The sequence below is a fragment of the Amycolatopsis sp. cg5 genome (assembly GCF_041346955.1).
GTDB lineage: Bacteria > Actinomycetota > Actinomycetes > Mycobacteriales > Pseudonocardiaceae > Amycolatopsis.
Genome location: NZ_CP166849.1, coordinates 3,374,334 through 3,395,942, shown reverse-complemented (window position 1 = coordinate 3,395,942; position 21,609 = coordinate 3,374,334). Strand labels below are relative to the sequence as shown.

Sequence of the window (21,609 nt, the reverse complement as noted above, 5' to 3'; positions counted from 1 at the left end):
GCGCCGTCGCGTTCCTCAACCGGCCGAAGTTGCTATTACACAACGTGATGATCGTTCGTCTCAAGGGGTGAAATACCGACGCACCCTCCCCCCAGGTAGGTACTCACCGCCCTAGATTGACGCGGTGTCCGAGTCCCAGCTGCCCGTCGGCGGACCCGCGAGCCGTCGCTCAGCGGGTGAGCTGCTGCGCACCCTCAAACGGGACAAGTGGGCGCTGACCAGCGCGATCGTCATCGCGGCGCTGGCCGTCACCGGCATCGCGGCACCACTGATCGCCGCCGTCGAGGGCCAGGATCCGTACACCTTCCACACCGAGCTGCTCACCGGTCCGGGTAGCACCGGCGCTGGGCCATTCGGCGGACTGGACTGGGACCATTGGTTCGGCGTCGAGCCGCTCACCGGGCGTGACCTTTTCGCCATCGTCGTCTACGGCGCGCGCACGTCGTTCCTCATCGGGCTGGCCTCGACGGCCGTCGCGATGGTGCTGGGCGTCGTGCTCGGCGCGAGCGCGGGGTACCTCGGCGGCTGGTGGGACCGGATCGTCATGCGGACCATCGACGTGCTGCTCGGGTTCCCGTCGCTGATCTTCATGATCGCCATCGGCGCCGTCGCGCCGCCGTCCTTCCCCCGGCCGCTGCTGCTGATCGCGCTCATCGCGGTGTTCAACTGGCCGCGGACCGCGCGGATCATCCGCGCGCAGACGCTCTCCTTGCGCGAACGCGACTTCGTCTCGGCCGCGCGGGTGCTCGGCGCCGGGCCGTGGCACGTGTTCCGGCACGAGCTGCTGCCGAACCTGCTGGCGCCGGCGATCGTGCTCACCACCATCAGCATCCCGCAGCTCATCGGCCTCGAAGCGGCGCTGTCGTTCCTCGGCGTCGGGATCACCGCGCCGACGCCGAGCTGGGGCCGGACCATCGGCGACGCGATCACCTGGGTGCAGACCCAGCCGACCTACCTGCTCTTCCCCGGCCTCGCGCTGTTCGCGGCGACGCTGGCGTTCAACGTGCTCGGTGACGCGCTGCGCGACACCCTCGATCCCCGATTCGGGGTGCGCGGCTAGTGCTCCTGCTCCGCGTTCTCGCCGGTCGCCTGGCCGGCATGGTCTTCGTGCTGCTGGTGATCAGCCTGTGCACGTACGCGCTGTTCGCGCTGCTCCCGGAGGATCCGGCGAGGATGTCGTGCAGCAAACCGTGCACCCCGGAAAGCCTGGCGCTGGCACGCGGTTTCATGGGCTTCGACAAGCCGTGGATCCAGCAGTACCTCGACTTCCTCGGCGGCATCTTCGCCGGGCGCACCTTCGGCACCGGCCCGACGGCGATCACCTGCGACGCGCCGTGCTTCGGCTACTCGTTCCTGCAGAACTCGACCGTGACCGACCTGATCACCGCCCGGCTGCCGGTGACCGTCTCGCTCGCGCTCGGCGCGGCGGTGATCTGGCTGATCGGCGGCGTCGCGCTCGGCGTGTTCTCGGCGGTGAAGCGGGGCAGCCTCGCCGACCGGCTGAGCATGGCGTTCACCCTGGCCGGGGTGTCCGCGCCGACGTTCCTGCTCGGGCTGCTCGCCATCCTGCTCTTCGGCTTCACCTTCAACATGGTCCCGGTCAGCGGGTACGTCGCGCTGGCCGACGACCCGGTCGGCTGGGCGTGGCACCTGATCACGCCGTGGCTGGTGCTCGCGGCCGTGCACATCGCCGTCTACGCCAGGCTCACCCGCACCCAGATGCTCGAGGTGCTCGGCGAGGACCACATCCGCACCGCCCGCGCGATCGGGCTGGCCGAGCGCACGGTGATCGGCAAGCACGCGCTGCGCAACGTCGCGCTCCCGGTGGTGACGGTGTTCGCGATGGACCTCGGCGGGCTGCTCGGCGGCGCGGTGATCACCGAGCGGCTGTTCGCGCTGCCGGGACTCGGCGGGCTGCTGATCGACGCCGTCTCGCTCAAGGACCTGCCGCTGCTGCTGGGGATCACCGTGTTCGCCGCGGTGCTGGTCATCCTGGCCAACTTCGTGGCCGACATCTGCTACGGGCTGCTCGACCCGCGAGCCCGTGTCCACTGAAGAGGGGAAACACCACATGGATCGGCGGACTTTTCTCAAAAGCGTCACCGCGGCCGCCGCGCTGACCGGCACCGGCGGCCTGCTCGCGGCGTGCAACGCCAACCCGACGACGCCCGCGGCAGGATCCGCCGAGGTCGCCAAGGGCGGCACGCTCTACATCCTCACCGACCTCAGCGTGCAGCAGCTCGACCCGGCGAAGAGCCAGAACCTGGCGATCACCGCGCTCGGGCTGGTACACCGCAGGCTGACCTCGTGGAAGATCGAAGAGGGCAAGCCCGCCACCGTGGTCCCCGACCTCGCCACCGACACCGGCCGTCCCAGCGACGACGGCAAGACGTGGACGTTCACCCTCAAGGACAACATCCACTACGCCGACGGCACGCCGATCGTCGCCGCCGACATCAAGTACGGCATCGAGCGCACCTTCGCGGCCGCGTTCACCGGCGGGCTCGCGTACCACAAGAAGCTGCTCGTGGGCGCCGAGAACTACAAGGGCCCGTTCGAAGGCGCGGAGCTGGCGTCCATCGAGGTGCCCGACCCCAAGACGATCATCTTCCGGCTGGCCCAGCCCTACGGTGACTGGACCTGGATCGCCAGCACGCCGCCGTTCGCGCCGGTGCCGAAGGGCAAGGGCACCGACGCGTCGTACACCGAGAAGCCGATCGCCTCCGGGCCGTACCAGGTGGCCTCCTACACCAAGAGCGTCGAGGTCAAGCTGAGCCGGAACCCCCACTGGGACAAGGGGACCGACGAGGCGCGGGGCGGGCTGCCCGACGAGATCGTGATCCAGCTCGGGCAGCAGACCGACGTCATCTCGCAGCGCCTGATCGCCGACGCGGGCAACGACAAGTCCGCTTTCGCGGCGTCGTTCGTCGCCGCCGCGCAGCTCGCGCAGATCCAGGGCAACCAGGCCGCGAAACAGCGCTTGACGACGTCGAAGTCCGGCGCGCTCGCCTATCTCGCGCTGAACGTGCGCCGCCCGGCGCTCGCCGATCCCAAGGTGCGCCAGGCGTTCCAGTACGCGGTGGACAAGGCGTCCTTCCAGATCGCCTCGGCGGGCAGCGCGGAACTCGCCGGCGGTCTCGCCACCACGCTCATCACCGAGGGCATCGCGGGCCGCGAGGTGTACGACCTCTACCCGGCGCCGCCGGGCGGCGACGTCGAGAAGGCCAAGCAGCTGCTGCGCGAAGCCGGCCACGCCGACGGCATCGGCCCGCTCGACTTCGTCGTCTACAACAGCAACAACTACCCGAAGAAGGCGGAGGCGATCCAGGCGGCGCTCCTGCGCGCCGGGATCAAGACCGAGCTGCGGGTGATGGACTCCGAGGCGTGGGAAGCGCTGGTCACCGGCAACGAAGGCACCTTCGACCTCACGCTGACCTCGTGGCAGCCCGACTTCCCCAGCGCCAACGGCAACATCCAGCCGCTGTTCGCCACCAAGGAGATCGGCAACGGCGGCTACAACATGTCGCGGTACTCGAACCCCGAGGCCGACCGGCTCATCAACGAGGCGCAGGGCACCGTCGACCCGGTGGCGGCCGGGAAGATCTGGGCGAAGGCCGACCGCCTGATCCTGCAGGACGCCCCGGTGGTCCCGCTGATCTACAACCGCAACTCGTTCCTGCACGGGTCCAAGGTCGGCAACTTCGTCATCGGCGGCTTCCCCGCGTACCCGAACTACCTCCAGATCGGGCTGACGAAGTAGGCCATGGAAACACTGCTGTCGCTGCGCGACGTCTCAGTCGACTTCCACTTGCCTGGCCGCGTGGTGCACGCGGCCAGGCAGGTGAGTTTCGACGTCGCGCCCGGCGAGGTCGTCGCGGTGGTCGGCGAATCGGGCTCCGGCAAGTCGGTGACGGCCATGTCACTGCTCGGCCTCCTGCCCTCGTCGGCCACCGTTTCCGGCTCGGCACTGCTCGCCGGCCGCGACCTGTACGGCCTCTCCCCCGCCGAGCTGCGCGCGGTACGCGGCAGCGAGATCGGCATGGTGTTCCAGGAGCCGATGAGCGCGCTGAACCCGGTCTTCCGCGTCGGCGCACAACTCGTCGAGGCGATCAGGGTCCACCGCCGCGAATCGGTGACGGCCGCGAAGGAGCGTGCGCGTTCGCTGCTGGAGAAGGTCGAACTGACCGACGTACGCCGGATCATGCGGGCGTACCCGCACGAGCTTTCCGGCGGCCAGCTCCAGCGCATCGTCATCGCGATCGCCATCGCCAACGACCCGGCGCTGGTCATCGCCGACGAGCCGACCACCGCGCTGGACGTCACGGTGCAGGCGGGCATCCTGGAGCTGCTGCGCAAGCTCGGCCAGTCGATCCTCCTGATCACCCACGACCTGGGCGTCGTCTCGTCGCTCGCCGACCGGGTCGTGGTGATGCGCGAGGGCGAGGTCGTCGAGCGCGGCACGGTCGACGAGCTGTTCACCCAGCCGAAGACGGACTACACCAAGCATCTGCTGGATTCGGTACTGACACTGGGTTCCGGCGCTTCTTCCGGGTCATGTGAGTCCTCTGTGGACAGCGCGGTCGAGATCAGCGGCCTGGCGGTGTCCTACCCCCGCTCGCACGGCGTCCGCGCGGTCGACGGCGTCAGCCTGCGCATCGCACCGGGCGAGGTGGTCGGCCTGGTCGGCGAGTCCGGGTCGGGCAAGAGCACGATCTCGGGCGCGATCACCGGCCTCATCCCGATCACCGCCGGATCGGTCCGCGTCGGCGGCATCGACATCGCGGGCGCGGGCAGGCGAGCGCTCAAGGAGGTCCGCAAGAGCATCGGCGTGGTCTTCCAGGACCCGGCGTCCTCACTGAACCCACGCGCGACGATCGGCAAGAGCATCGCGGAACCCCTTGCCCTGCACCGATTCGAGGGCGACTTCACCGCCCGCGTGACCGAGCTGCTCACCGCCGTCCGCCTCGATCCGAGCCTGCGCGACCGTTACCCACACCAGCTGTCCGGCGGCCAACGCCAGCGCGTCGGCATCGCACGCGCGTTGGCCTTGCGCCCGGCACTGCTCATCGCGGACGAGCCGACCAGCGCACTCGACGTCTCAGTGCAGGCCTCGATCCTCGACCTCCTCGACACCCTCCGCGCCGAGTTCGGTTTCGCGTGCCTGTTCATCAGCCACGACCTCGCGGTCATCGAGCGAGTGGCCGACCGCGTCGCCGTGCTGCACAAGGGAAAGCTCGTCGAAGAAGGCACCACGGCCGAGATACTCACGTCGCCGTCGCACGCGTACACCCAGCGGCTGATCGCCTCCGTGCCCAAGATCGACCACACCTGACGGGTGGCTCGGCCTTCCGGTGCCCCGCCTCAATAACCGTTGGGAACGCTTACTACTACTGGTCGCCTTTGAGGCTGAGTTGCCTCTACTGCGGTCCCGTATGAACATTTCCGCCGCCTGAGGGTTGTGCGCCAAGGAAAGCAGAAAAGTTTAGTGGCTAGTGGCATGCGCCCCTTAACGCGAGTAAGGTGGAGTATGTGATCAGCACACAAACCCCTGACCTCCAAGCGCTACCCGAGTGGTGGCGCGTGGAGAACGACGCGCTGCTGATGGCGTACGTAGCGCGCGAACGGGAGAAACGCCGTCTAGACGCCGAGCAAGGCCAGATCCTGGCCGAGGTCGAATCCCGTGGCGTGCGGGACGTGTCCGGCTACGCCACCGTGGCGCAGATGCTCGTGGACTGGGTCCAGATCAAACCGTCCGAGGCGAAAGCCCGCGTCGAACGCGCCCGCGCCCTCAACCCCCGCCACGACGGTGGCGCGCAGATCCCCGCGTTGGCGCCCTATGCCGCCGCGGCGGCGTTGAGCGGTGATCTCGGTCCAGCGCAGCTGGATCCGATCATCACCGCCCTCGCCGGACTACCCGCCTCGGTCTCGGCAGAGGACCGCGAGACCGGCGAGCACATTCTCGTTGATCTGGCTCGCACGGCAGGGCCACGGGAGATCACTAAAGCCGCGGCGAATCTGCGCGATCGGCTCGACCCCGACGGGCGCGAGCCGAAGGATCCCGATCCGGTGGCTCCTCGGCGGGAACTGGAGTTCGTGACCCACCGCGACGGCACCCACGGCCTGAAAGTGAAGACCGACGCTGACACCATCGCCCGATTGAAGGCCTTACTCGACCCGCTCGCGAAACCCCGCCCGGCCACCGAGGAGGAAGGCCGGGATACCCGGTCGCAGTGGCAACGGTGGGGTGACGCGTTCACCGAGTTCGTGCAGATGGGCATGCTCAACCCGGAAATCCCCACCCAAGCCGGGGACAGCGTGCACGTCGTGGTCACCATCAGCCTCGACGAACTGCGATCCGGCATCGGGCAAGGCCGACTGGACCTGGTCGGGGACATCAGCGCCGCCGAGACCCGCCGCATGGCATGCGACTGCAAAGTCATCCCCGTCACCCTCGGCTCCGACGGCCAACCCCTGGACGTCGGACGCGAACAACGCCTCGCCACCCCGAGTCAACGGCGAGCACTGGCCATCCGCGACCGGGGCTGCGCGTTCCCTGGGTGTGATGCGCCGCCGCAGCAATGCACGGCCCATCACATTGTTTTCTGGGCCCACCACGGCGAAACGAAAATCGACAACCTCGTCCTACTCTGCAGCCGACACCACCGCCTCATCCACCACAGCCAATGGGAAGTCCGCATCGCCACCGACAACCACCCGGAGTTCATTCCACCAGCGTTCATCGACCCCACCCGAGCACCCCGCCGCAACACCATGCACGCCCGCACCTGAACACCCCGAACCGGAAGCCACGGCCGCGCTTAAGCCCAGCCGTGGGCTCGAGCCTGCAGCCGGCCGCAGCCCTGCCTTGGCCACACCGCCTCACCTGGCCCCTCGCCCACGCCACCCTCGCCTAGATCCTCGGCCGCACCACCCGAACTTGAGATTCCGGCCGCACCACCCGAACCCGAAACCCAGCCCCGCCCATGAACCCGGCCGCGACCATCGCCCACCCGGGGGGCAGGCTGACCTGCAAGCCCCGGCCGGGCACTAGTCGTGAGTGGTACGGCCGGTTCTAACCGGTCTAAACACTCACGACCCCCAGCCCCGGCTGCCCGACCCAGCACGCAAGGCGGGCAGCAGAGCCCGGTCGCGGGCATCTGGTGAGCCAGAGCAGGATCAACCCACTGTGCCCTCGGGCCGTATGGATATTTCCGCAGCAAGCACAAAACCCACCCGGCCCAGGCAGCGGAAATGTTCATACGGGACCGCCCTAGAAGCGACTCGGACAGACCCGAAACCTGATCGACGTCGAGGGCGGGCGGTGGCAAGATCCGGCCGGTGCGGGTGGTGGCGTGTGACGAGTCCGGCTCCGAGGGTGAGAAGCTCATCGGCGGCGAGACCGATGTGTTCGCGCATGCCGGGGTGCTGCTCGACGCAGGCGCCGCCGAGGAATGCCTGCGGGAGCTGCGGAGGCGGATTCGGTCGCCCGCGGTCGAGTACAAGGCCAATCATCTGCTGCGAAGCAAGCATCGGGCGGTGCTGGTGTGGTTTCTCGGCCCGTCGGGGCCGATCCACGGGCGCGCTCGCGTGCATCTGACCGACAAGAGACTGTTCGTCGCGAACACGCTCGCGGGCGTGCTCGGGCGGGATGCCGTCGCCTTGCATCGAGCGGGGCGCCGTGCGCTGGGAAGCGCGACCTGGACGGACCTGCTCGCGTCGTTCAATGATCTTGTGCGCGTCAAGAACCGGCAGGGCACGGCGGCGTCGTTCTTCGCGCGGGTGGAGGCGCTGCGCGGGGCGCACGAGATCGTCGACGAGCTGGTGCTGGCGCGGCCGCGGCTGGAAGCGTTCCGGGGGCGGGGGCTCGGTGGGGCGATGCCGTTCAATCCGCTCGTTCCCGCGCTCATCCGGGCCGTCGAATACTGGGGCGCCGAGTACTGGGGCGGCGAGGCGGTGTCGATCGTCCATGATGACCAGACCGCGCTGACGGAAAGTGTCGTGGAGCTGATCAAAGCGCGGACCGGGCTGCGCGAGATGCGGTTCGTCGACTCGCGGGACGACGCGCGGGTGCAGGTCGCCGACTTTCTTGCCGGGACGGCGAGGAAGATCGCGTCCGAGGAGCTCAACGGCCGGGAGGACGAGGAGCTCACCGCGCTGCTGCGGCCCTATGTGGACGAACGGTCGCTTCTCAGCGGGTATAGCGGTGTTTGACGCCGACCGGGAAGTACTCGGGGTCGCCCGCGTCCTTGAGCACCACCTCGGGTAGCTGACGCTCGACGGGAACGTAGTGCGCGAACTCGCTGTTGAGCCTGGCCACGTGGGTCCGGATGGACTCGGCGAGCACGGCCGGGTCGCCGGTGCGGCCGGGTGCCAGCTCGACGGTGACACGCAAGCGGACGTCGCGGGCGGCGTCTTCGACGGTCTCCAGTACGAACTTGCCGGTGACCCAGTCGCTGATGCCCTGCTGCTCCAGGCCGACGGTCACGTTCTCGGGGTACACGTTCGCGCCGAAGTACGAGACCGTGAACAGTGAGCGGCCGAAGACGTACACGAACGGCAGTTCCGGGCCGGGTGTCGGCGTAAAGCCGTGCTCGCGACAAAAGGCGAGCATGTCCGAATAGGACACTACGCCGCCCTCGTCGGCGATGTGGTACCTGATCAATGGGATCCCGTTGTCGCCGCTGAAAAGCAGGGTGCCGTCCACCGCCTCGAAGAACCGGCTGCCGGGGTCGTACTGCACCAGTGTCGGCAGGCGGACGCCGCCGAACAGCTCGTGCGCCAGCTCCGGGCGGTCGGCGAGGAAACGGCGGATCGAGACCGAAAGCGCCGTTTCGTTGCCGAGTACGCCCGCGTCCGCGGTGCCGTAGAGCGAAACCACGTCGCGCTCGCGGTCGCGCAGGCCGGTGCGCTCGGCCATCAGGTCGCGCCACGGCTCGCTGAACACTTCGCCCGCCAGCACGAGCTTGACATCGTGGCGGTCCCAGCCTTCGCCGCTGTCGACCACATCCTTGAGGAACGGCGGATAGCCGAGCAGCACCAGCTGCTCGCAGTGCGGTGCCAGTTCGGGGATGACGCGCAGGATCTCGGCCTTGTTGTTGCCGGGTGCGACCACGGTGATCGGGAAGCCCTTCGCGGCGAGATGGCGGACGCAGGCCGTGGTGAACAGGCCGCCGACCCAGGTGCCCAGCGGGAAACACACGACGGCGAGCGTGCTGCGGCGGTCGGCCTCGAAGGCGCGGAACACCTGCTCGAACCGCCGCGCGATGGCCAGCTCGTCGGCCAGTGAGCGGGGCCAGATGGTCGGCGTGCCGCTGGACCCCGAGGACACGGCGATCATGTCGCAGCCGGCGAGTGTGCCGTCGCGGCACAGTTCGGGCAGCGGGTACCTGCGGTGGTAAGAATCCTTGTCCAGCAAGGGAAGCAGGCGGAAGTCGTCGAGCGTGCGGACCGAAGCCGGGTCGATGCCGCGCTCGGCGAGGAACTTCCGGTACGCGGGGACGGACGCGGCGACCCGCGCGAACAGCGCGACCGGGTCCAGCTGCTCCGGCTCGCCCGCGAAGAACCGGGCGTACGCCTGGCTGACGGCTTCAGGATCCATGCCGACATCGTAGAGCCGGGAAACCTCTCCCGGTTTGGGCGCGTCCGGTTTGGGTACCCCTGGGCGAGACGGCCTGACCTGAAGGAGAGGACCGCTGAGATGACTCGCGCGAACAAGGCCCGCATCAAGGTGAAAGGACTGCAGCCCGTCCAGGTCCTGGCGGGGCTGACCGGTATCGCCTTCGTCGTGGCCGGCATCATCGGCTTCACCCGCACCGGGTTCGGCGACTTCGCCGGGCACCATCACACGACACTGCTGGGTTTCGCGATCAACCCGCTGCACAACACCGTGCACCTGGTCGTCGGCCTGGTCGGCATCATGCTCGCCACTGGCTCGGGGCTGGCGCGGTTCTACGGGTGGCTGCTGCTGCTCGGCTACGGCGCCGCGTTCGTCTGGGGCCTGATGATCACCGGTGCGCTGAGCTCGAACCCGGTGTCGGCCGTCGGCAACCCGCTCGACCTGAACACCGCCGACAACTGGCTGCACCTCGGCCTCGCCGTGCTCGGCCTGGTGATCGCGATGCTGCCCGCACGCAAGCAGGTGCTGATCGAGGAGGAGCCCCCCGAAGTGGTCGAACCGGCCCAGGCCGACCGGGCGGTGACCGAGCCGATCGCGCTGCCCAAGCACGCCGCGCCGGAAACCCACCGCGAACCAACGGCCCACTAGCCGACCACTGAGCCGCAGGCAAGGGACCATCCCCTGTCTGCGGCTTTTTCATGCCGCCATTAGGGGCCACCTTGCCGAAGCGGCACTCGGCCCGCCATCACCATCGGTGACCCGGCGCGACCCCAATGGCGGCCACCGCGCCCGCGATGTCACCTCTTCGCCCGGCCGGGTCTGCCCACAGCGCGGTGACGGACGCCGCCGGTTAGCCGATTCGGGCGCCCGCTGCCCCATTGGGCGGCACCTGCCCGCACAACGCGAGCGGTCTTGTGAGCCGACTGGGGCCTGAGTATCTTCCGGTACCGCAAGCGGCGCGGATTCCATTAATTCGAACCCTGAAGAAAGGGTGGCTTCGTCGTGCGCGTGACCTTCGGCAGGTGTCGCGTCCACCTGCCCGCCACCGCCGTCTCCTTGGTCCTTTGTGGACTGTCCACCGCTGATCCGAACGGCGGTTGCCCAGGCGGCCCGCCATCGGGAAGATCGGCGGATGATGGCCGGCGCTCACCCGACACAGCTCGCCAGCGCCCGGCTGACCCGGGATTTCGACCACCACGACCCGGATCTGACCCCGGACATGGCCGTGCTCGTGCACCGAGCGCTGCGCGAAGGCCGCCGGGTCGCCTACTCGCGGGCCCACGGTGGCATGTGGATACTCTCGCGCTACGACGACGTCGAAGCCGCGCTCAAGGACCACAAGACGTTCAGCTCCGCGGAAGGCGTGCTCTTCCCGCGCACCGCGGACACGCCGCGCTTCGCGCCCCTCGACTACGACCTTCCCGAACAGGCGGTCTTCCGTGAGCTGATGCGGCCGCCGTTCACCATCGGCGCCGTGCGGCGGCTGAAGTACGACATCGCGGACCTGGTACGCCGATTGGTCGAACCACTCGTGCGGCGCGGCGGCGGTGATCTGGTCACGGAATTGGCGGCTCCGCTGCCACTCGCCGCCGTCTCGCTCGCCGTCGGTTTCTCCGAGGACGCGCGAGCGCGGATCGCCGAACTCAGCGCGATCAGCTGGACGCGAATGCCGAGCGACGGCCCGGCGGAACGATTCTGGCCGCCGTTCGCCGAGTTGTTCCGCGCGGAGATCAAGCGTGCCAAGTCCGAACCCGGCGACGACTACCTGTCCGCACTCGTCGGCGCCCGGATCGACGGCAGGCCGGTGACCGAATCCGAATTGCACGCGATGCTCGTCGCATTCGCCGTCGCCGGGCACGAGACAACGATGAACTCGTTGTCACACCTGTTGTGGCAATTGGGTGAGCGCGCCGATCTGCAAAGCAGGCTGCGCGGCGATCCGGGCCTCATTCCGGTCGCGATCGAGGAGACGCTCAGGCTGTGGTCGCCGGTCGACCACGGGACCAGAGTGACCACCCGAGAGGTGGCCATCGCGAGCGTGGTCATCCCCAGCGGCGCCAGGGTCGTGCTGCTCACCGGCGCCGCGAACCGGGATCCTCGCCGGTTCGCCGCGCCGGACGAGTTCCGGCTGGACCGCGGGCCGGTGCACCATCTGGGTTTCGGCGCCGGCCTCCACTTCTGTATCGGTGCACATCTCGCACGCTTGGAATTCGAGGCGGTGCTGGCGGAACTGGCGCGCCATCCCGACTACCGGTTGCCGCGCACGCCGATCCGGTACTTCCGCAACGGCAGGCACAGCTGCCTCGACCGGCTGGACGTGACGTGGCCTTGATCGAACTGACAATCCCGGAAACCGATTGCCGTCGCGTGCACGTGCCGACGCACGTACGCCGCTAACGCTGTCCAACACACCGTTTTTCCTGCGAGGGGCGGGAAATCGAATGCATCCGCCGATTATCGGGGTAACGCGCCACACATTCCACGGACCCGTTTTTCCCATGCCAGCACCCATTACCGGGTAGTTTCGTGCCAAACGGTTTACTTGTATGCTCATCCGCATGGAGCTCGAGGTCCGTCAGCTCAGAATGATTCGCGCCATCGGCGACGCGGGAAGTCTCACCAAAGCGGCTGCCAGCCTCGGGCTGACCCAGCCGGCGCTCACCTATCAGCTACAGCGGGTCGAGCGGATGCTGGGCGGTTCCCTGTTCTTCCGTGACAAGCAAGGAGCGAGACCCACGGCGCTCGGCCAGCTGGTGATCGACCACACCCGGGTTCTGTTGCCCTCACTGGACAAACTCCTCGAAGAAGCCCAGCTTCGCACCGCTGATCGGGACAGCGCGCCGAGGGTGATCCGGTTCGCGGGCCACCCGACACCGCTCGCCGGTCCGGTGATCCAACGATTGCGCGAGCTGGCGACGAACTCCGAAATCACCATGCGCCAGCAACGGGGCGGCCACGACGCGATGGATCTGCTCGCTTCCGGCGGGCTCGAGCTCGCGACCTTGCTGGAGCATCCGAACCTGCCGCTGCCCCGCCCGCCGGACGTGATCGTGCGCGACGTGGTCACCGAGCCGGTGTTCGTCGCGATGGCGAGCACCAACCCACTGTCCAATCAGGACGAAGTGTGCCTCGGCGACCTGGCGGGCCAGAGCTGGATACTGCCCGCCGATCTGGAGATCGGCTGCGGCGAGTACCTGCGCGGGCTGTGCGAGCAGGCCGGGTTCACCCCGCACGTGGCGTACCGGCTCAGCGGGTACAACGCCAGGGACGTGCTCGAACGCGGGCTCGGCATGATGCTGGTGCAGGCGACCACCATGGCGGCCAAGGGAATCGCGGTGCTGCCGATCAAGGACATCAAGACCGAGCTGCGGCACGTGCTGGCGATGCACAGCGAGAGCCCGGTCGCGCGCTACTGCGAGCAGCTCGCGGGCGCGGCGGCCACCGGCTACTGGGACCAGGCACGCCGATCCCCGGTCTACGTCAACTGGCTCGGCAACACCCTCTCGAAGTAAGTCGTGTTTCTCGGGTCGGGCACGCGATAGCCGCGCCAGACCCGAGAAACACGACTTCGCTGGGCGTCCCGGCCGGTTTTCGGGCAAGCTCACGGTCATGGCGGACCGCACGGAGAAGCTGTTCAGGATCGCGATCGCGCTCAAAGGACTCGACGGCGCGGCGCAGGTGCTCGGCGCGCTCGTGCTCGCGGTGATCCCCGCCTCCGTGGTGACCGGCTTCGCGCACGCGGTGATCACGCGTGACCTGCTCGGCGATCCGCGGGGCACGCTCGCCCGGCATCTGCAGGCCGCCGCCGACGGCTTCGCGAACGGCGGGTCGAAGACGTTCGCGATCGTCTACCTGCTCGCGCACGGACTGATCAAGCTCGTGCTCGTGTGGGCGCTCGCGCGCAAGATCGTGCGCGCGTACCCGATCGCGGCGGTCGTGCTCGGCGCGTTCGTGGTGTACGAGGTGCTGCGCGCCGTCCACACGCACTCGATCGCGTTGCCCGTGTTCGCCGCGCTCGACCTGCTGATCATCGTGCTGGTCCTGCGTGAGTACCGCGAACTCAAGTCAGCGGGCTTGCGCGCGGACGGGAAACCACCTAAGAGTTGACCGTGCCCGAAAGCGAACCGGTGGCCGTGCTGACGGCTTTCCACGACCTCGTGGAGAACCAGCCGTCGCGGCCGTTGTTCACCTTCGTGGACGATCTCGGGCACGACGAGCTGACGATCACCGCGGGCGAGCTGGCCGCCTCCGCCGAGGGTGTCGCCGCCGCGTTGCGCGACTGGGGTCTCACCCCCGGCGACCGGGTCGCGCTGGTCTACCCGCCGTCGCCGGACTTCCTCAGCGCGCTCACCGGCTGCCTGATCGCCGGCGTCGTCCCGGTGCCCGTCCATCCGCCGCGCCCGTTCCGGCTCAAGCCCGATCTCGCCGGGTTCGGCAACGTCATCGACGGCTGCGGCGCGCGGGCGGCGTTGACGAACACCGCCTACGACCGCTCGCGCACGCTCGGCTCGGTCACCTCGATGCTGAGCCGCGACACCCCGCGCTGGCCCAAGGTCAAGTGGTACCGGACGGACACGATCGCGCCCGCGCGGGTGCTCGCGCACGACTGGCACGAACCGGAATGCGCCGACGAACCCGCCTTGCTGCAGTACACCTCGGGGTCGACGTCGTCGCCGAAAGGCGTGGTCGTGACGCACCGGAACCTCGCGCACGAGGTGTTCGCCAACGCGCGCGACCTCGGGCTCGGCGACGGCACGCGTGCCGTGTCGTGGCTGCCGCAGTACCACGACTTCGGGCTGATCAGCATGATCATCAGCACCCTCGCGGGCAACGGCCACAGCTGGCTGATGGCGCCGCTGACGTTCCTGCAGCGCCCGGCCGTCTGGTTCGAGGTGATGAGCCGGGTCGGCGCGACGCACGTCGCCGCGCCGAACTTCGCGTTCGAGCTGGCGGTCCGCAAGACGACACCCGAGATGCGCAAACGGTGGGAGCTGAGCACGCTGCGCTCGGTGCTGTCCGCGGCGGAGCCGATCCGCCCGTCCACAGTGGACAACTTCTTCGCCGCCTTCTCCGTCAGCGGGCTGCGGCCGGAGACGTTCTGCCCCGCGTACGGGCTCGCCGAGCACACGGTCAGTGTGACCATGGGCGGCCAGAGCAGGCTGTGGGTGGACAAGATCGCGCTCGAAAAGGGCATCGTGCTGCCGCGCCCCGGCGAGGACGGCGTCGAGTACATCGGCTGCGGCGCGATGACCAAGGACGGCGGGCGGCTGCTGATCGTCGACCCCGACACCCGCCGCCGGTGCGCGCCGGACCGGGTCGGCGAGATCTGGATCGACTCACCGACCAAGGCGCTCGGCTACTGGGGCGCCGAAGCCGAGACGGCGGCGACGTTCCGCGCGCGCTGCGCCGATGAGCCGGGCGAGTTCCTGCGCACCGGCGATCTCGGGTTCGTGCACGACGGCGAGCTGTACCTGACCTCGCGACTGAAGGACCTGATCATCACGCACGGGCACAACGTCTACCCGATCGACCTGGAGGAGAGTGTGCGCGACTGCCATCCCCAGGTCCGGCCCGGCGGGCTGGCCGCGTTCGGCGTGCCGGGCGACGACGACGAGCGCGTGGTGATCTTCGTGGAGACCCGCAAGGACCGGGTCTCCCCCGCCGAGATCACGGACATCGCGGACACGGTGTCCGCGCTGATCCACGAAGACCACCAGCTCGGCTGTCACGCCGTCGTCGTCGGCAAGCCGGGGCTGGTCCTGAAGACGACCAGCGGCAAGGTGCGGCGCGCGGCCTGCCGGTCCGCCTACCTGGCGGGCGCCTTCGACGGGACGGTGTTCGAAGCCGCTCAGGGTTCCAGGACGATCTTGCCGTGAGTGTGCTGGCGCTCCAGCTCACGGAAGGCCTCGCGGACCTCGGCGAGCGGGTATGTGGCGGCGATGGTGATCTCCAGCGCGCCCTTCTGGATGAGCGCGACCAGCTCGGCCAGCACCTCGGTGGTCGCGGCCGCCTCGTTGCCCTCGGCCTTGACGCCGTGCTTCGCCACGGCGGCGAAGTCGATGATCGTGTTGATCCGCTCCTTCGCGATGCCGAGGTCGAGCGCGAGGTCGACATATCCACTGCCGAAGTTGTCGATGAACGCGACCGGCGTGCCCTCGGCCTTGATCCGGTCCGCGACGCCCTCGCCGTACTCGACCGGGATCGCGCCGAGTTCCTTGAGCCGAGCGTGGCTGCCTGCGCTCGCGAGTCCGATCACGGTCGCGCCCGCGTTCACCGCGAGCTGCACGACGATCGTCCCGACACCACCCGCGGCGCCGGACACGACGACGACATCGCCCTGCTTGACGTCAACCGCGCGGACAGCGGCCACGGCCGTCGTTCCCGCGACGAACAGTGAGCCCGCGACCGTCCACGGCACGTCCGCCGGCTTGAGGAGCAGCTCGCCGTCCTCGACGAGCACGAACTCGGCGTGGCTGGCGCGCTTGTTGGTGAACCCGAACACCTCGTCACCCGCCTTGAAGCCTTCGACACCCTCGCCGGTCGCGACGACGATCCCCGCGAGGTCGCTGCCCTCGCCGGAGGGGAAGGTGGCCGGGTACATCTCGTGCAGCGCGCCGATCCGGATCTTGGCCTCACCGGGGTTGATCCCGGCCGCCTTGACCTGGACGAGCACCTGGTGCGCGCCGGGCTCGGGCCGCTCGACCTCGGCGACCCGCAACACGTCGAGGTCGCCGTAGTTGTCGAACCTGACTGCCTTCATGGTGTGTCTCCCTGTTTCCGAAGTGGACACCACTGAATCTGGCAGCAGTCGAGCCGCGTAAAAACGGACCGCTTTCCCTAGGATCGGCGATCCCAGGCTGGGCCGGAATGCCGTGCGGAGCGGTTCGGTTGAGATGGTCATGAACCGCCGCGACCTCGCCGACTTCCTGCGCCGCTCCCGCGAGCGCCTGCGCCCCGTCGACGTCGGCCTGTCCCCCGGCGCCCGCCGCCGCACCCCGGGACTGCGCCGCGAAGAGGTCGCCATGCTCGCGGGCATGTCCACGGACTACTACATGCGCCTCGAACAGGCACGCAGCCCGCAGCCGTCGACCCAGCTGCTGGGCGCGATGGCGCGGGCGCTGCGCCTCAACGACGACGAGCGCGACCACCTCTACCTGCTGGCGGGCCACCGTCCCCCGGCCGGGCGGCAGGCTGGCGAGCACATCCGGCCCGGCCTGCAGTTCCTCCTCGACCGGCTCAGCGACACCCCCGCCCAGATCCTGAGCGACCTCGGCGACGTCCTCGCCCAGAACGCGCTGGCCGAGGCCCTGTTCGGCACGGTTTGCACGACCCGCCCCAAGGACCGCAACATCGTCTGGCGCTGGTTCACCGACCCGGTCGTCCGCGCGGCCTACCCCGCCGAGGAGCACGAGCACTACAGCCGCCAGCACGTCGCCGACCTGCGCGCGGCCGTCGCCAGGCGGGTCGACGACCCGGCCGCGACGGATCTGGTCAAGCGCTTGCACGCGGCGAGCCCCGAGTTCTCGCGGCTGTGGGAGCTGCACGAGGTCGGCATGCGACGCGTGGGCAGGCTGCACGTGAAGCACCCGACGATCGGGCTGCTGGAGCTGGACTGCGAGATCCTGCTGACGCCTTCCGAGGATCAGCGGCTCGAGGTGTTCACCGCCCCGCCCGGGACCTCGTTCCAGGAATACCTGGATCTGCTGCGCGTGGTCGGACGGGAGGAGTTCCCAGTCGCCTGAGTCAGCGCATCCAGGCGAGGGTGGTCCAGGACTCGGCGAGGCGCCAGCCCTCCGGGGTCCGCACGACCGTGTAGGCCATGCGCAGGCCGCTCGTCCGGTGGGGCGCTTCGCGCCTCGCCTCGGCGAGGCTTCGCCGAGTCGGGCGCGCGCGGGTACCACTACCGCATTCTGGTCGCAATGGCCGAGCAGGGTTTCGTCTCGCCGACCCCGGACCCGGACGACCGCCGCCGCAACCTGGTCACGCTCACCGAGGCGGGCGACCGGCAGCTGCGCCGCCTGGAACAAGTTGCTCACCCGGCTGCTCAAGCACCATCAGCATTAGGACGGGACCCGAAGTTGTAGTCGTGAGTGTTGCGGCCGGTTATCGGGGAACCGCCCGCGACGCGCATGTCCCCTGGCTTGGTGAAATGTCGGGGCGCCACGAACGCGGAGTGGTGGTTGAGCGCGACAGGGTAGGCTGGGAAGGTCGAGAGCATCTCGTACGTGGGCAATCGGGCCCGCGTCGTCCTCGTCTTTCCCCCATGCCGGCTCTTGCGATCCGGAGACGGGAGCACCGGTATGCCGGGCCCGTGGAACACCTTTCAGCGTCGGTGCGCCTGACGTGCCCCTGACACCGGGCCGCTGGTTTCCGAGCGGCTGATACTCAGAGCCTGGCGGGTCGACGACGCGCCCGCCGCGCTGGCCGTCTATGGACATGCCGACGTCGCGCGCTGGCTGAGTCCTGAGCTCGACCGGGTACCCGATCTCGCAGCCATGCGGCTGCTGGTGCAGCACTGGATCGCGGAAGGCGCGCGGTTCGCGCTGCCCGCCGGTCGGTGGGCCATCGTGCGCCGCGAGGACGACCAGGTCATCGGGGGCGCGATCCTGCTGCCGTTGCCACCGGGCAACGACGACCTCGAGATCGGCTGGCAGCTGCGCCCGGACAGCTGGGGCAACGGCTTCGCCGCCGAGTCCACGCTGGCGCTGGCCGAATGGGCGTTCGCGCATGACGTCAACGAGATCTTCGCCGTGGTGCGACCGGGGAACATCCGGGCAGCGGCCGTGCTGCGGCGGGTCGGGATGCAGTGGGTCGGCGAGACCGGCAAGTACTTCGGCCTGACCTTGCAGGTCTTCCGCCTCCGCCTGGCGGACATACACCACTACAAAGGATGACCGTGTCTCAGCTTCGCCTTGGCATTTTTTCGCGCTCCCGCAAGGAAAACGAGTTCCGCCTGCCGATCCATCCCCGGCATTTCGAGCGGATCGACGCTTCGCTGCGGAAGACCATCTTCCTCGAACACGGCTATGGCGAACGCTTCGGCGTGTCCGATGAACAGCTGGCGACCCAGGTCGCCGGGCTGCGTACTCGCGACGAACTCATCGCGGAAAGCGACCTCATCCTGTTGCCCAAGCCTCTCGCCGAGGATCTCGCCGAACTCAGGGACGGCCAGATCCTGTGGGGCTGGCCGCATTGCGTGCAGGACGAGAAACTGACGCAGCTCGCCATCGACCGCAAGCTCAGCCTCATCGCGTTCGAGGCGATGAACCACTGGACCTCCGATGGGTCGTTCAATCTGCACGTGTTCCACAAGAACAACGAACTCGCCGGGTACTCGTCGGTGCTGCACGCGTTGCAGCTCGCCGGATCGACCGGGGTCTACGGCAGGCGATTGCGCGCCGCCGTGATCGGGTTCGGCGCGACCGCGCGCGGCGCGGTGACCGCGTTGAGCGCGCACGGCGTGCATGACGTCCACATTCTGACGAACCGCGGTGTGACGGCCGTCAGCTCACCGATCCATTCGGCGCGCATGGTTCATTTCGACCATGACAACGAGGATCCGCGGCGCAGTCACGCCTCGTCGGATCACGGCCGGTTACCGCTGGCCGAGTTCCTCGCCGAGCACGACATCATCGTCAACTGCGTGCTGCAGGACACCGAGTCGCCGCTGACCTTCCTGCTCGAGGACGACCTCGACGCCTTCACTCCCGGCAGCCTCATCATCGACGTGTCCTGTGATGAAGGCATGGGCTTCAGCTGGGCGCGGCCGACGACGTTCACCGAGCCGTCGTTCTTCGTCGGCGACAATGTGCGCTACTACGGCGTCGACCACAGCCCGTCCTACCTCTGGAACTCCGCGACCTGGGAGATCAGCGAGGCGCTGCTCCCCTACCTGCGCCCGGTGATGACCGGCGAGTGGGATTCTCACGAAACGATCAGGCGAGCCGTCGAGATCCGCGACGGGGTCATCCAGAACCCGGCGATCCTGTCCTTCCAGCATCGCTCATCGGACTATCCACATCCGCCGATCTCGTAGTCGATGTCGAGGACCGTCCGCTCGCCTGGTGCGAGTGTGGTGAGTGGGCCGAGTACTTCGCATTCGACGATGTGGTCGGGTGGGTCGAGGCCGCCGAGCCAGCTGATCGGTTCCGGTTGCGGGGATTCGATCCAGACTTCCAGCGGCGACCCGGAATCCGGGTATTCGGCGTCGTGGTCCACGGTGAAGCGCTGAGTCAGGCTGACCTCGGTGCCGAAATGCGTGACCCAGCCCGTGCTGCCGGGGAAGCCCAGTTTGCCCACAGTGGACTGGACGGGAATGACCCCGTCCTGGCACGAAACCGAGCCGATCAGCTCGACCACCGGGCCGTCCAGTCCGACGTGGACGATGCCGGGCGGCAGCTGGGTGACGTTCCACAACGCCCAGCGCACCGGTCGCGAGCTGATGTTCATCGCGGTCAGTCGCAAGTGGAACGACGACGCGCCGGGCAACAACGTGAACTGGCGCGAAAGCCGCAAACCGGTGCGGGGATCGGGGGCGCTGGTCAGCACCAGATCCCCGGACGCCGTGTACGGGCCGGAATCCAGGATCGGGTCGGGCGGGCCGAGCCACTCGTCCTGGGGTGCGGGCCAGGTCTTGTCGCCGCCGTAGTTGACCCAGTCACCCATCGTTCCCGACACCGGCCTCGGCTGGTGACCGATCGGCTGGAGGTCCGAGTCCACCAGAGAAGCGTTACGCCACAACACTTCGTGGCCTTCGAAGACAAGCGAGAGCAGGCGGCCGCCGAGCGCCGGGACGAAGCCCAGGCGCAGGATGCCGTTGTCCAGCCAGACGACGTCTACCATTCGGCGAGGGTGCCGTCGTCGTGGCGCCAGACGGGGTTGCGCCAGGCGTGGCCGGTCTCGGCGGCTCGGCGGACGGCCGCTTCGTCGATCTCGATGCCGAGGCCGGGGCCGAGCGGGCGGGACGCGTGGCCGTCCACGAAATCGAACGGTGAGGTGTCGGCCAGGTAGTGCACCAGCTCCGTGCCGACGTTGTAGTGCATGCGCAGGCTTTGTTCCTGGATCAGGAAATTCGGGGTCGCGAAGGCGACCTGCATGCTCGCCGCCAGCGCGATCGGCCCGAGTGGACAGTGCGGGGCGAGCTGGGCGCCGTAGATCTCGGCGAGTGAGGCGATGCGCCGCAGCTCCGAGATGCCGCCCGCGTGCGCCGGGTCAGGCTGGACAACGGCGACGCCCGCGTCGAGCGCGGGCTTGATGTCCCAGCGTGAGTAGAGGCGCTCGCCGACCGCGATCGGCACGGTCGACGCCGAGACCACCGAAGCCAGCGCGCTGCCCTGCAGTTCGGGGACGACGGGCTCCTCGACGAACATCGGCTGGACGTCTTCGAGCATGCGGACCAGGCGGCGGGCCATGGCCGGTGAGGCGCGGCCGTGGAAGTCGATCGCGAGGTCGCGGTCGGGGCCCAGCACCGAACGGGCTTCCTCGGCACGCGCCACCGCGGCCGCAGCTTCGGCCGGGGTGGCGATCGGGGTCAGCGGACCCGCGACGTTCATCTTGACCGCGGTGAAACCGGCTTCGACCTGGGCGGACACCGCCTCGGCGATGTTCGACGGGCGGTCGCCGCCGACCCAGGAGTACACCCGGACGCGGTCGCGGACCGGGCCGCCGAGCAGCTCGTGGACCGGGGCGTCGCGGACCTTGCCCGCGATGTCCCACAGCGCGTGGTCGAACCCGGACAGCGCGCTCGACAGCACCGGGCCACCACGGTAGAAACCCGCGCGGCGCAACACTTGCCAGTGGTCTTCGATGCGCAGCGGGTCCTGGCCGACGACGAGCTCGGCCAGTTCGTGCACGGCCGCGCGGACGCTGCCCGCGCGGCCCTCGACGACCGGCTCGCCCCAGCCGCTGACGCCCTCGTCGGTGCTGACCTTGAGGAACAGCCACCGCGGCGCCACGAGGAACGTCTCGATCCCGGTGATCTTCACGCTTTCCCT

19 protein-coding genes are annotated in these 21,609 nt (G+C 68.8%); 15 read left to right on the top strand and 4 right to left on the bottom strand.

The genetic code is table 11. The features are described from left to right. Window positions 1-124 precede the first annotated feature (124 nt). The 6 genes from AB5J62_RS15485 to AB5J62_RS15460 all read left to right on the top strand — a co-directional run bounded on the left by AB5J62_RS15485 (window position 125) and on the right by AB5J62_RS15460 (window position 8,211). Window positions 125-1,060 carry an ABC transporter permease gene (locus AB5J62_RS15485; protein ID WP_370948906.1) on the top strand — a complete coding sequence of 312 codons (936 nt, stop codon included), beginning with the start codon at window positions 125-127 and terminating at the stop codon, window positions 1,058-1,060. Continuing rightward, window positions 1,060-2,055 carry an ABC transporter permease gene (locus tag AB5J62_RS15480; RefSeq protein ID WP_370948905.1) on the top strand — a complete coding sequence of 332 codons (996 nt, stop codon included), beginning with the start codon at window positions 1,060-1,062 and terminating at the stop codon, window positions 2,053-2,055. The genes AB5J62_RS15485 and AB5J62_RS15480 overlap by 1 nt, the downstream gene beginning before the upstream one ends. A gap of 16 nt (window positions 2,056-2,071) precedes the next feature. Continuing rightward, window positions 2,072-3,760, top strand: a complete 1,689-nt coding sequence (locus AB5J62_RS15475) for an ABC transporter substrate-binding protein (protein WP_370948904.1) — start codon at window positions 2,072-2,074, stop codon at window positions 3,758-3,760. A gap of 3 nt (window positions 3,761-3,763) precedes the next feature. Next, window positions 3,764-5,332 carry an ABC transporter ATP-binding protein gene (locus AB5J62_RS15470; RefSeq protein WP_370948903.1) on the top strand — a complete coding sequence of 523 codons (1,569 nt, stop codon included), beginning with the start codon at window positions 3,764-3,766 and terminating at the stop codon, window positions 5,330-5,332. Between the two features lie 248 nt (window positions 5,333-5,580). Next, on the top strand, window positions 5,581-6,789 hold the full coding sequence (locus AB5J62_RS15465) for a DUF222 domain-containing protein (RefSeq protein ID WP_370948902.1): 1,209 nt from the start codon (window positions 5,581-5,583) through the stop codon (window positions 6,787-6,789). Between the two features lie 549 nt (window positions 6,790-7,338). Next, window positions 7,339-8,211, top strand: coding sequence for a DUF3800 domain-containing protein (locus tag AB5J62_RS15460; RefSeq protein ID WP_370948900.1), 873 nt, complete (start codon window positions 7,339-7,341; stop codon window positions 8,209-8,211). On the opposite strand, the gene AB5J62_RS15455 is transcribed toward AB5J62_RS15460, so the two are convergent. Further along, a complete protein-coding gene (locus AB5J62_RS15455) occupies window positions 8,189-9,598 on the bottom strand; it encodes a phenylacetate--CoA ligase family protein (RefSeq protein ID WP_370948899.1) in 1,410 nt (469 codons plus the stop codon). The genes AB5J62_RS15460 and AB5J62_RS15455 overlap by 23 nt on opposite strands. A 99-nt stretch (window positions 9,599-9,697) precedes the next feature. Here AB5J62_RS15455 and AB5J62_RS15450 point away from each other — a divergent pair, with 99 nt between their 5' ends. The 5 genes from AB5J62_RS15450 (at window position 9,698) to AB5J62_RS15430 (ending at window position 15,492) form a co-directional block, all read left to right on the top strand. Beyond that, window positions 9,698-10,264, top strand: coding sequence for a DUF4383 domain-containing protein (locus AB5J62_RS15450; protein ID WP_370948898.1), 567 nt, complete (start codon window positions 9,698-9,700; stop codon window positions 10,262-10,264). Between the two features lie 484 nt (window positions 10,265-10,748). Continuing rightward, on the top strand, window positions 10,749-11,948 hold the full coding sequence (locus AB5J62_RS15445) for a cytochrome P450 (RefSeq protein ID WP_370948897.1): 1,200 nt from the start codon (window positions 10,749-10,751) through the stop codon (window positions 11,946-11,948). Between the two features lie 226 nt (window positions 11,949-12,174). Continuing rightward, a complete protein-coding gene (locus AB5J62_RS15440) occupies window positions 12,175-13,128 on the top strand; it encodes a LysR family transcriptional regulator (RefSeq protein WP_176968805.1) in 954 nt (317 codons plus the stop codon). A 97-nt stretch (window positions 13,129-13,225) separates the two neighbouring features. Then, window positions 13,226-13,723, top strand: coding sequence for a DUF2127 domain-containing protein (locus AB5J62_RS15435; RefSeq protein ID WP_370948896.1), 498 nt, complete (start codon window positions 13,226-13,228; stop codon window positions 13,721-13,723). 2 nt (window positions 13,724-13,725) lie between these two features. After that, complete coding sequence (locus AB5J62_RS15430; protein WP_370948895.1) at window positions 13,726-15,492, top strand: fatty acyl-AMP ligase; 1,767 nt, start codon at window positions 13,726-13,728, stop codon at window positions 15,490-15,492. Here AB5J62_RS15430 and AB5J62_RS15425 read toward each other — a convergent pair. Further along, the gene (locus AB5J62_RS15425; RefSeq protein ID WP_370948894.1) at window positions 15,465-16,376 is read right to left on the bottom strand and encodes an NADP-dependent oxidoreductase; all 912 of its coding nucleotides are present in this window, start codon (window positions 16,374-16,376) and stop codon (window positions 15,465-15,467) included. The genes AB5J62_RS15430 and AB5J62_RS15425 overlap by 28 nt on opposite strands. A 139-nt stretch (window positions 16,377-16,515) precedes the next feature. Between AB5J62_RS15425 and AB5J62_RS15420 the strand changes: the two genes are divergently transcribed. From AB5J62_RS15420 to AB5J62_RS15405, 4 genes are all read left to right on the top strand, one after another. Further along, window positions 16,516-17,358, top strand: coding sequence for a helix-turn-helix transcriptional regulator (locus AB5J62_RS15420; RefSeq protein ID WP_370948893.1), 843 nt, complete (start codon window positions 16,516-16,518; stop codon window positions 17,356-17,358). A 177-nt stretch (window positions 17,359-17,535) separates the two neighbouring features. Next, window positions 17,536-17,700: a hypothetical protein gene (locus tag AB5J62_RS15415; protein ID WP_370948892.1), complete on the top strand. Its 165-nt coding sequence runs from the start codon at window positions 17,536-17,538 to the stop codon at window positions 17,698-17,700. A 279-nt stretch (window positions 17,701-17,979) separates the two neighbouring features. Further along, the gene (locus AB5J62_RS15410; protein WP_370950270.1) at window positions 17,980-18,510 is read left to right on the top strand and encodes a GNAT family N-acetyltransferase; all 531 of its coding nucleotides are present in this window, start codon (window positions 17,980-17,982) and stop codon (window positions 18,508-18,510) included. A gap of 2 nt (window positions 18,511-18,512) precedes the next feature. Next, a complete protein-coding gene (locus tag AB5J62_RS15405) occupies window positions 18,513-19,652 on the top strand; it encodes a N(5)-(carboxyethyl)ornithine synthase (protein ID WP_370948891.1) in 1,140 nt (379 codons plus the stop codon). Here the strand turns inward: AB5J62_RS15405 and AB5J62_RS15400 are convergent. Next, the gene (locus AB5J62_RS15400; protein ID WP_370948890.1) at window positions 19,628-20,458 is read right to left on the bottom strand and encodes a DUF4380 domain-containing protein; all 831 of its coding nucleotides are present in this window, start codon (window positions 20,456-20,458) and stop codon (window positions 19,628-19,630) included. The genes AB5J62_RS15405 and AB5J62_RS15400 overlap by 25 nt on opposite strands. Next, the gene (dgoD, locus tag AB5J62_RS15395; protein WP_370948889.1) at window positions 20,452-21,600 is read right to left on the bottom strand and encodes a galactonate dehydratase; all 1,149 of its coding nucleotides are present in this window, start codon (window positions 21,598-21,600) and stop codon (window positions 20,452-20,454) included. Before dgoD ends, AB5J62_RS15400 begins: the two co-directional genes overlap by 7 nt. Window positions 21,601-21,609 lie beyond the last annotated feature (9 nt).

Excerpts from the sequence above, each read along its gene's own strand:
- AB5J62_RS15475 (WP_370948904.1), top strand. The coding sequence starts at position 2,072 with ATGGATCGGCGGACTTTTCTCAAAAGCGTCACCGCGGCCGCCGCGCTG.
- AB5J62_RS15470 (WP_370948903.1), top strand. The coding sequence starts at position 3,764 with ATGGAAACACTGCTGTCGCTGCGCGACGTCTCAGTCGACTTCCACTTG.
- AB5J62_RS15455 (WP_370948899.1), bottom strand. The coding sequence starts at position 9,598 with ATGGATCCTGAAGCCGTCAGCCAGGCGTACGCCCGGTTCTTCGCGGGC.
- AB5J62_RS15450 (WP_370948898.1), top strand. The coding sequence starts at position 9,698 with ATGACTCGCGCGAACAAGGCCCGCATCAAGGTGAAAGGACTGCAGCCC.
- AB5J62_RS15445 (WP_370948897.1), top strand. The coding sequence starts at position 10,749 with ATGATGGCCGGCGCTCACCCGACACAGCTCGCCAGCGCCCGGCTGACC.
- AB5J62_RS15440 (WP_176968805.1), top strand. The coding sequence starts at position 12,175 with ATGGAGCTCGAGGTCCGTCAGCTCAGAATGATTCGCGCCATCGGCGAC.
- AB5J62_RS15435 (WP_370948896.1), top strand. The coding sequence starts at position 13,226 with ATGGCGGACCGCACGGAGAAGCTGTTCAGGATCGCGATCGCGCTCAAA.
- AB5J62_RS15425 (WP_370948894.1), bottom strand. The coding sequence starts at position 16,376 with ATGAAGGCAGTCAGGTTCGACAACTACGGCGACCTCGACGTGTTGCGG.
- AB5J62_RS15420 (WP_370948893.1), top strand. The coding sequence starts at position 16,516 with ATGAACCGCCGCGACCTCGCCGACTTCCTGCGCCGCTCCCGCGAGCGC.
- AB5J62_RS15415 (WP_370948892.1), top strand. The coding sequence starts at position 17,536 with ATGGCCGAGCAGGGTTTCGTCTCGCCGACCCCGGACCCGGACGACCGC.
- AB5J62_RS15400 (WP_370948890.1), bottom strand. The coding sequence starts at position 20,458 with ATGGTAGACGTCGTCTGGCTGGACAACGGCATCCTGCGCCTGGGCTTC.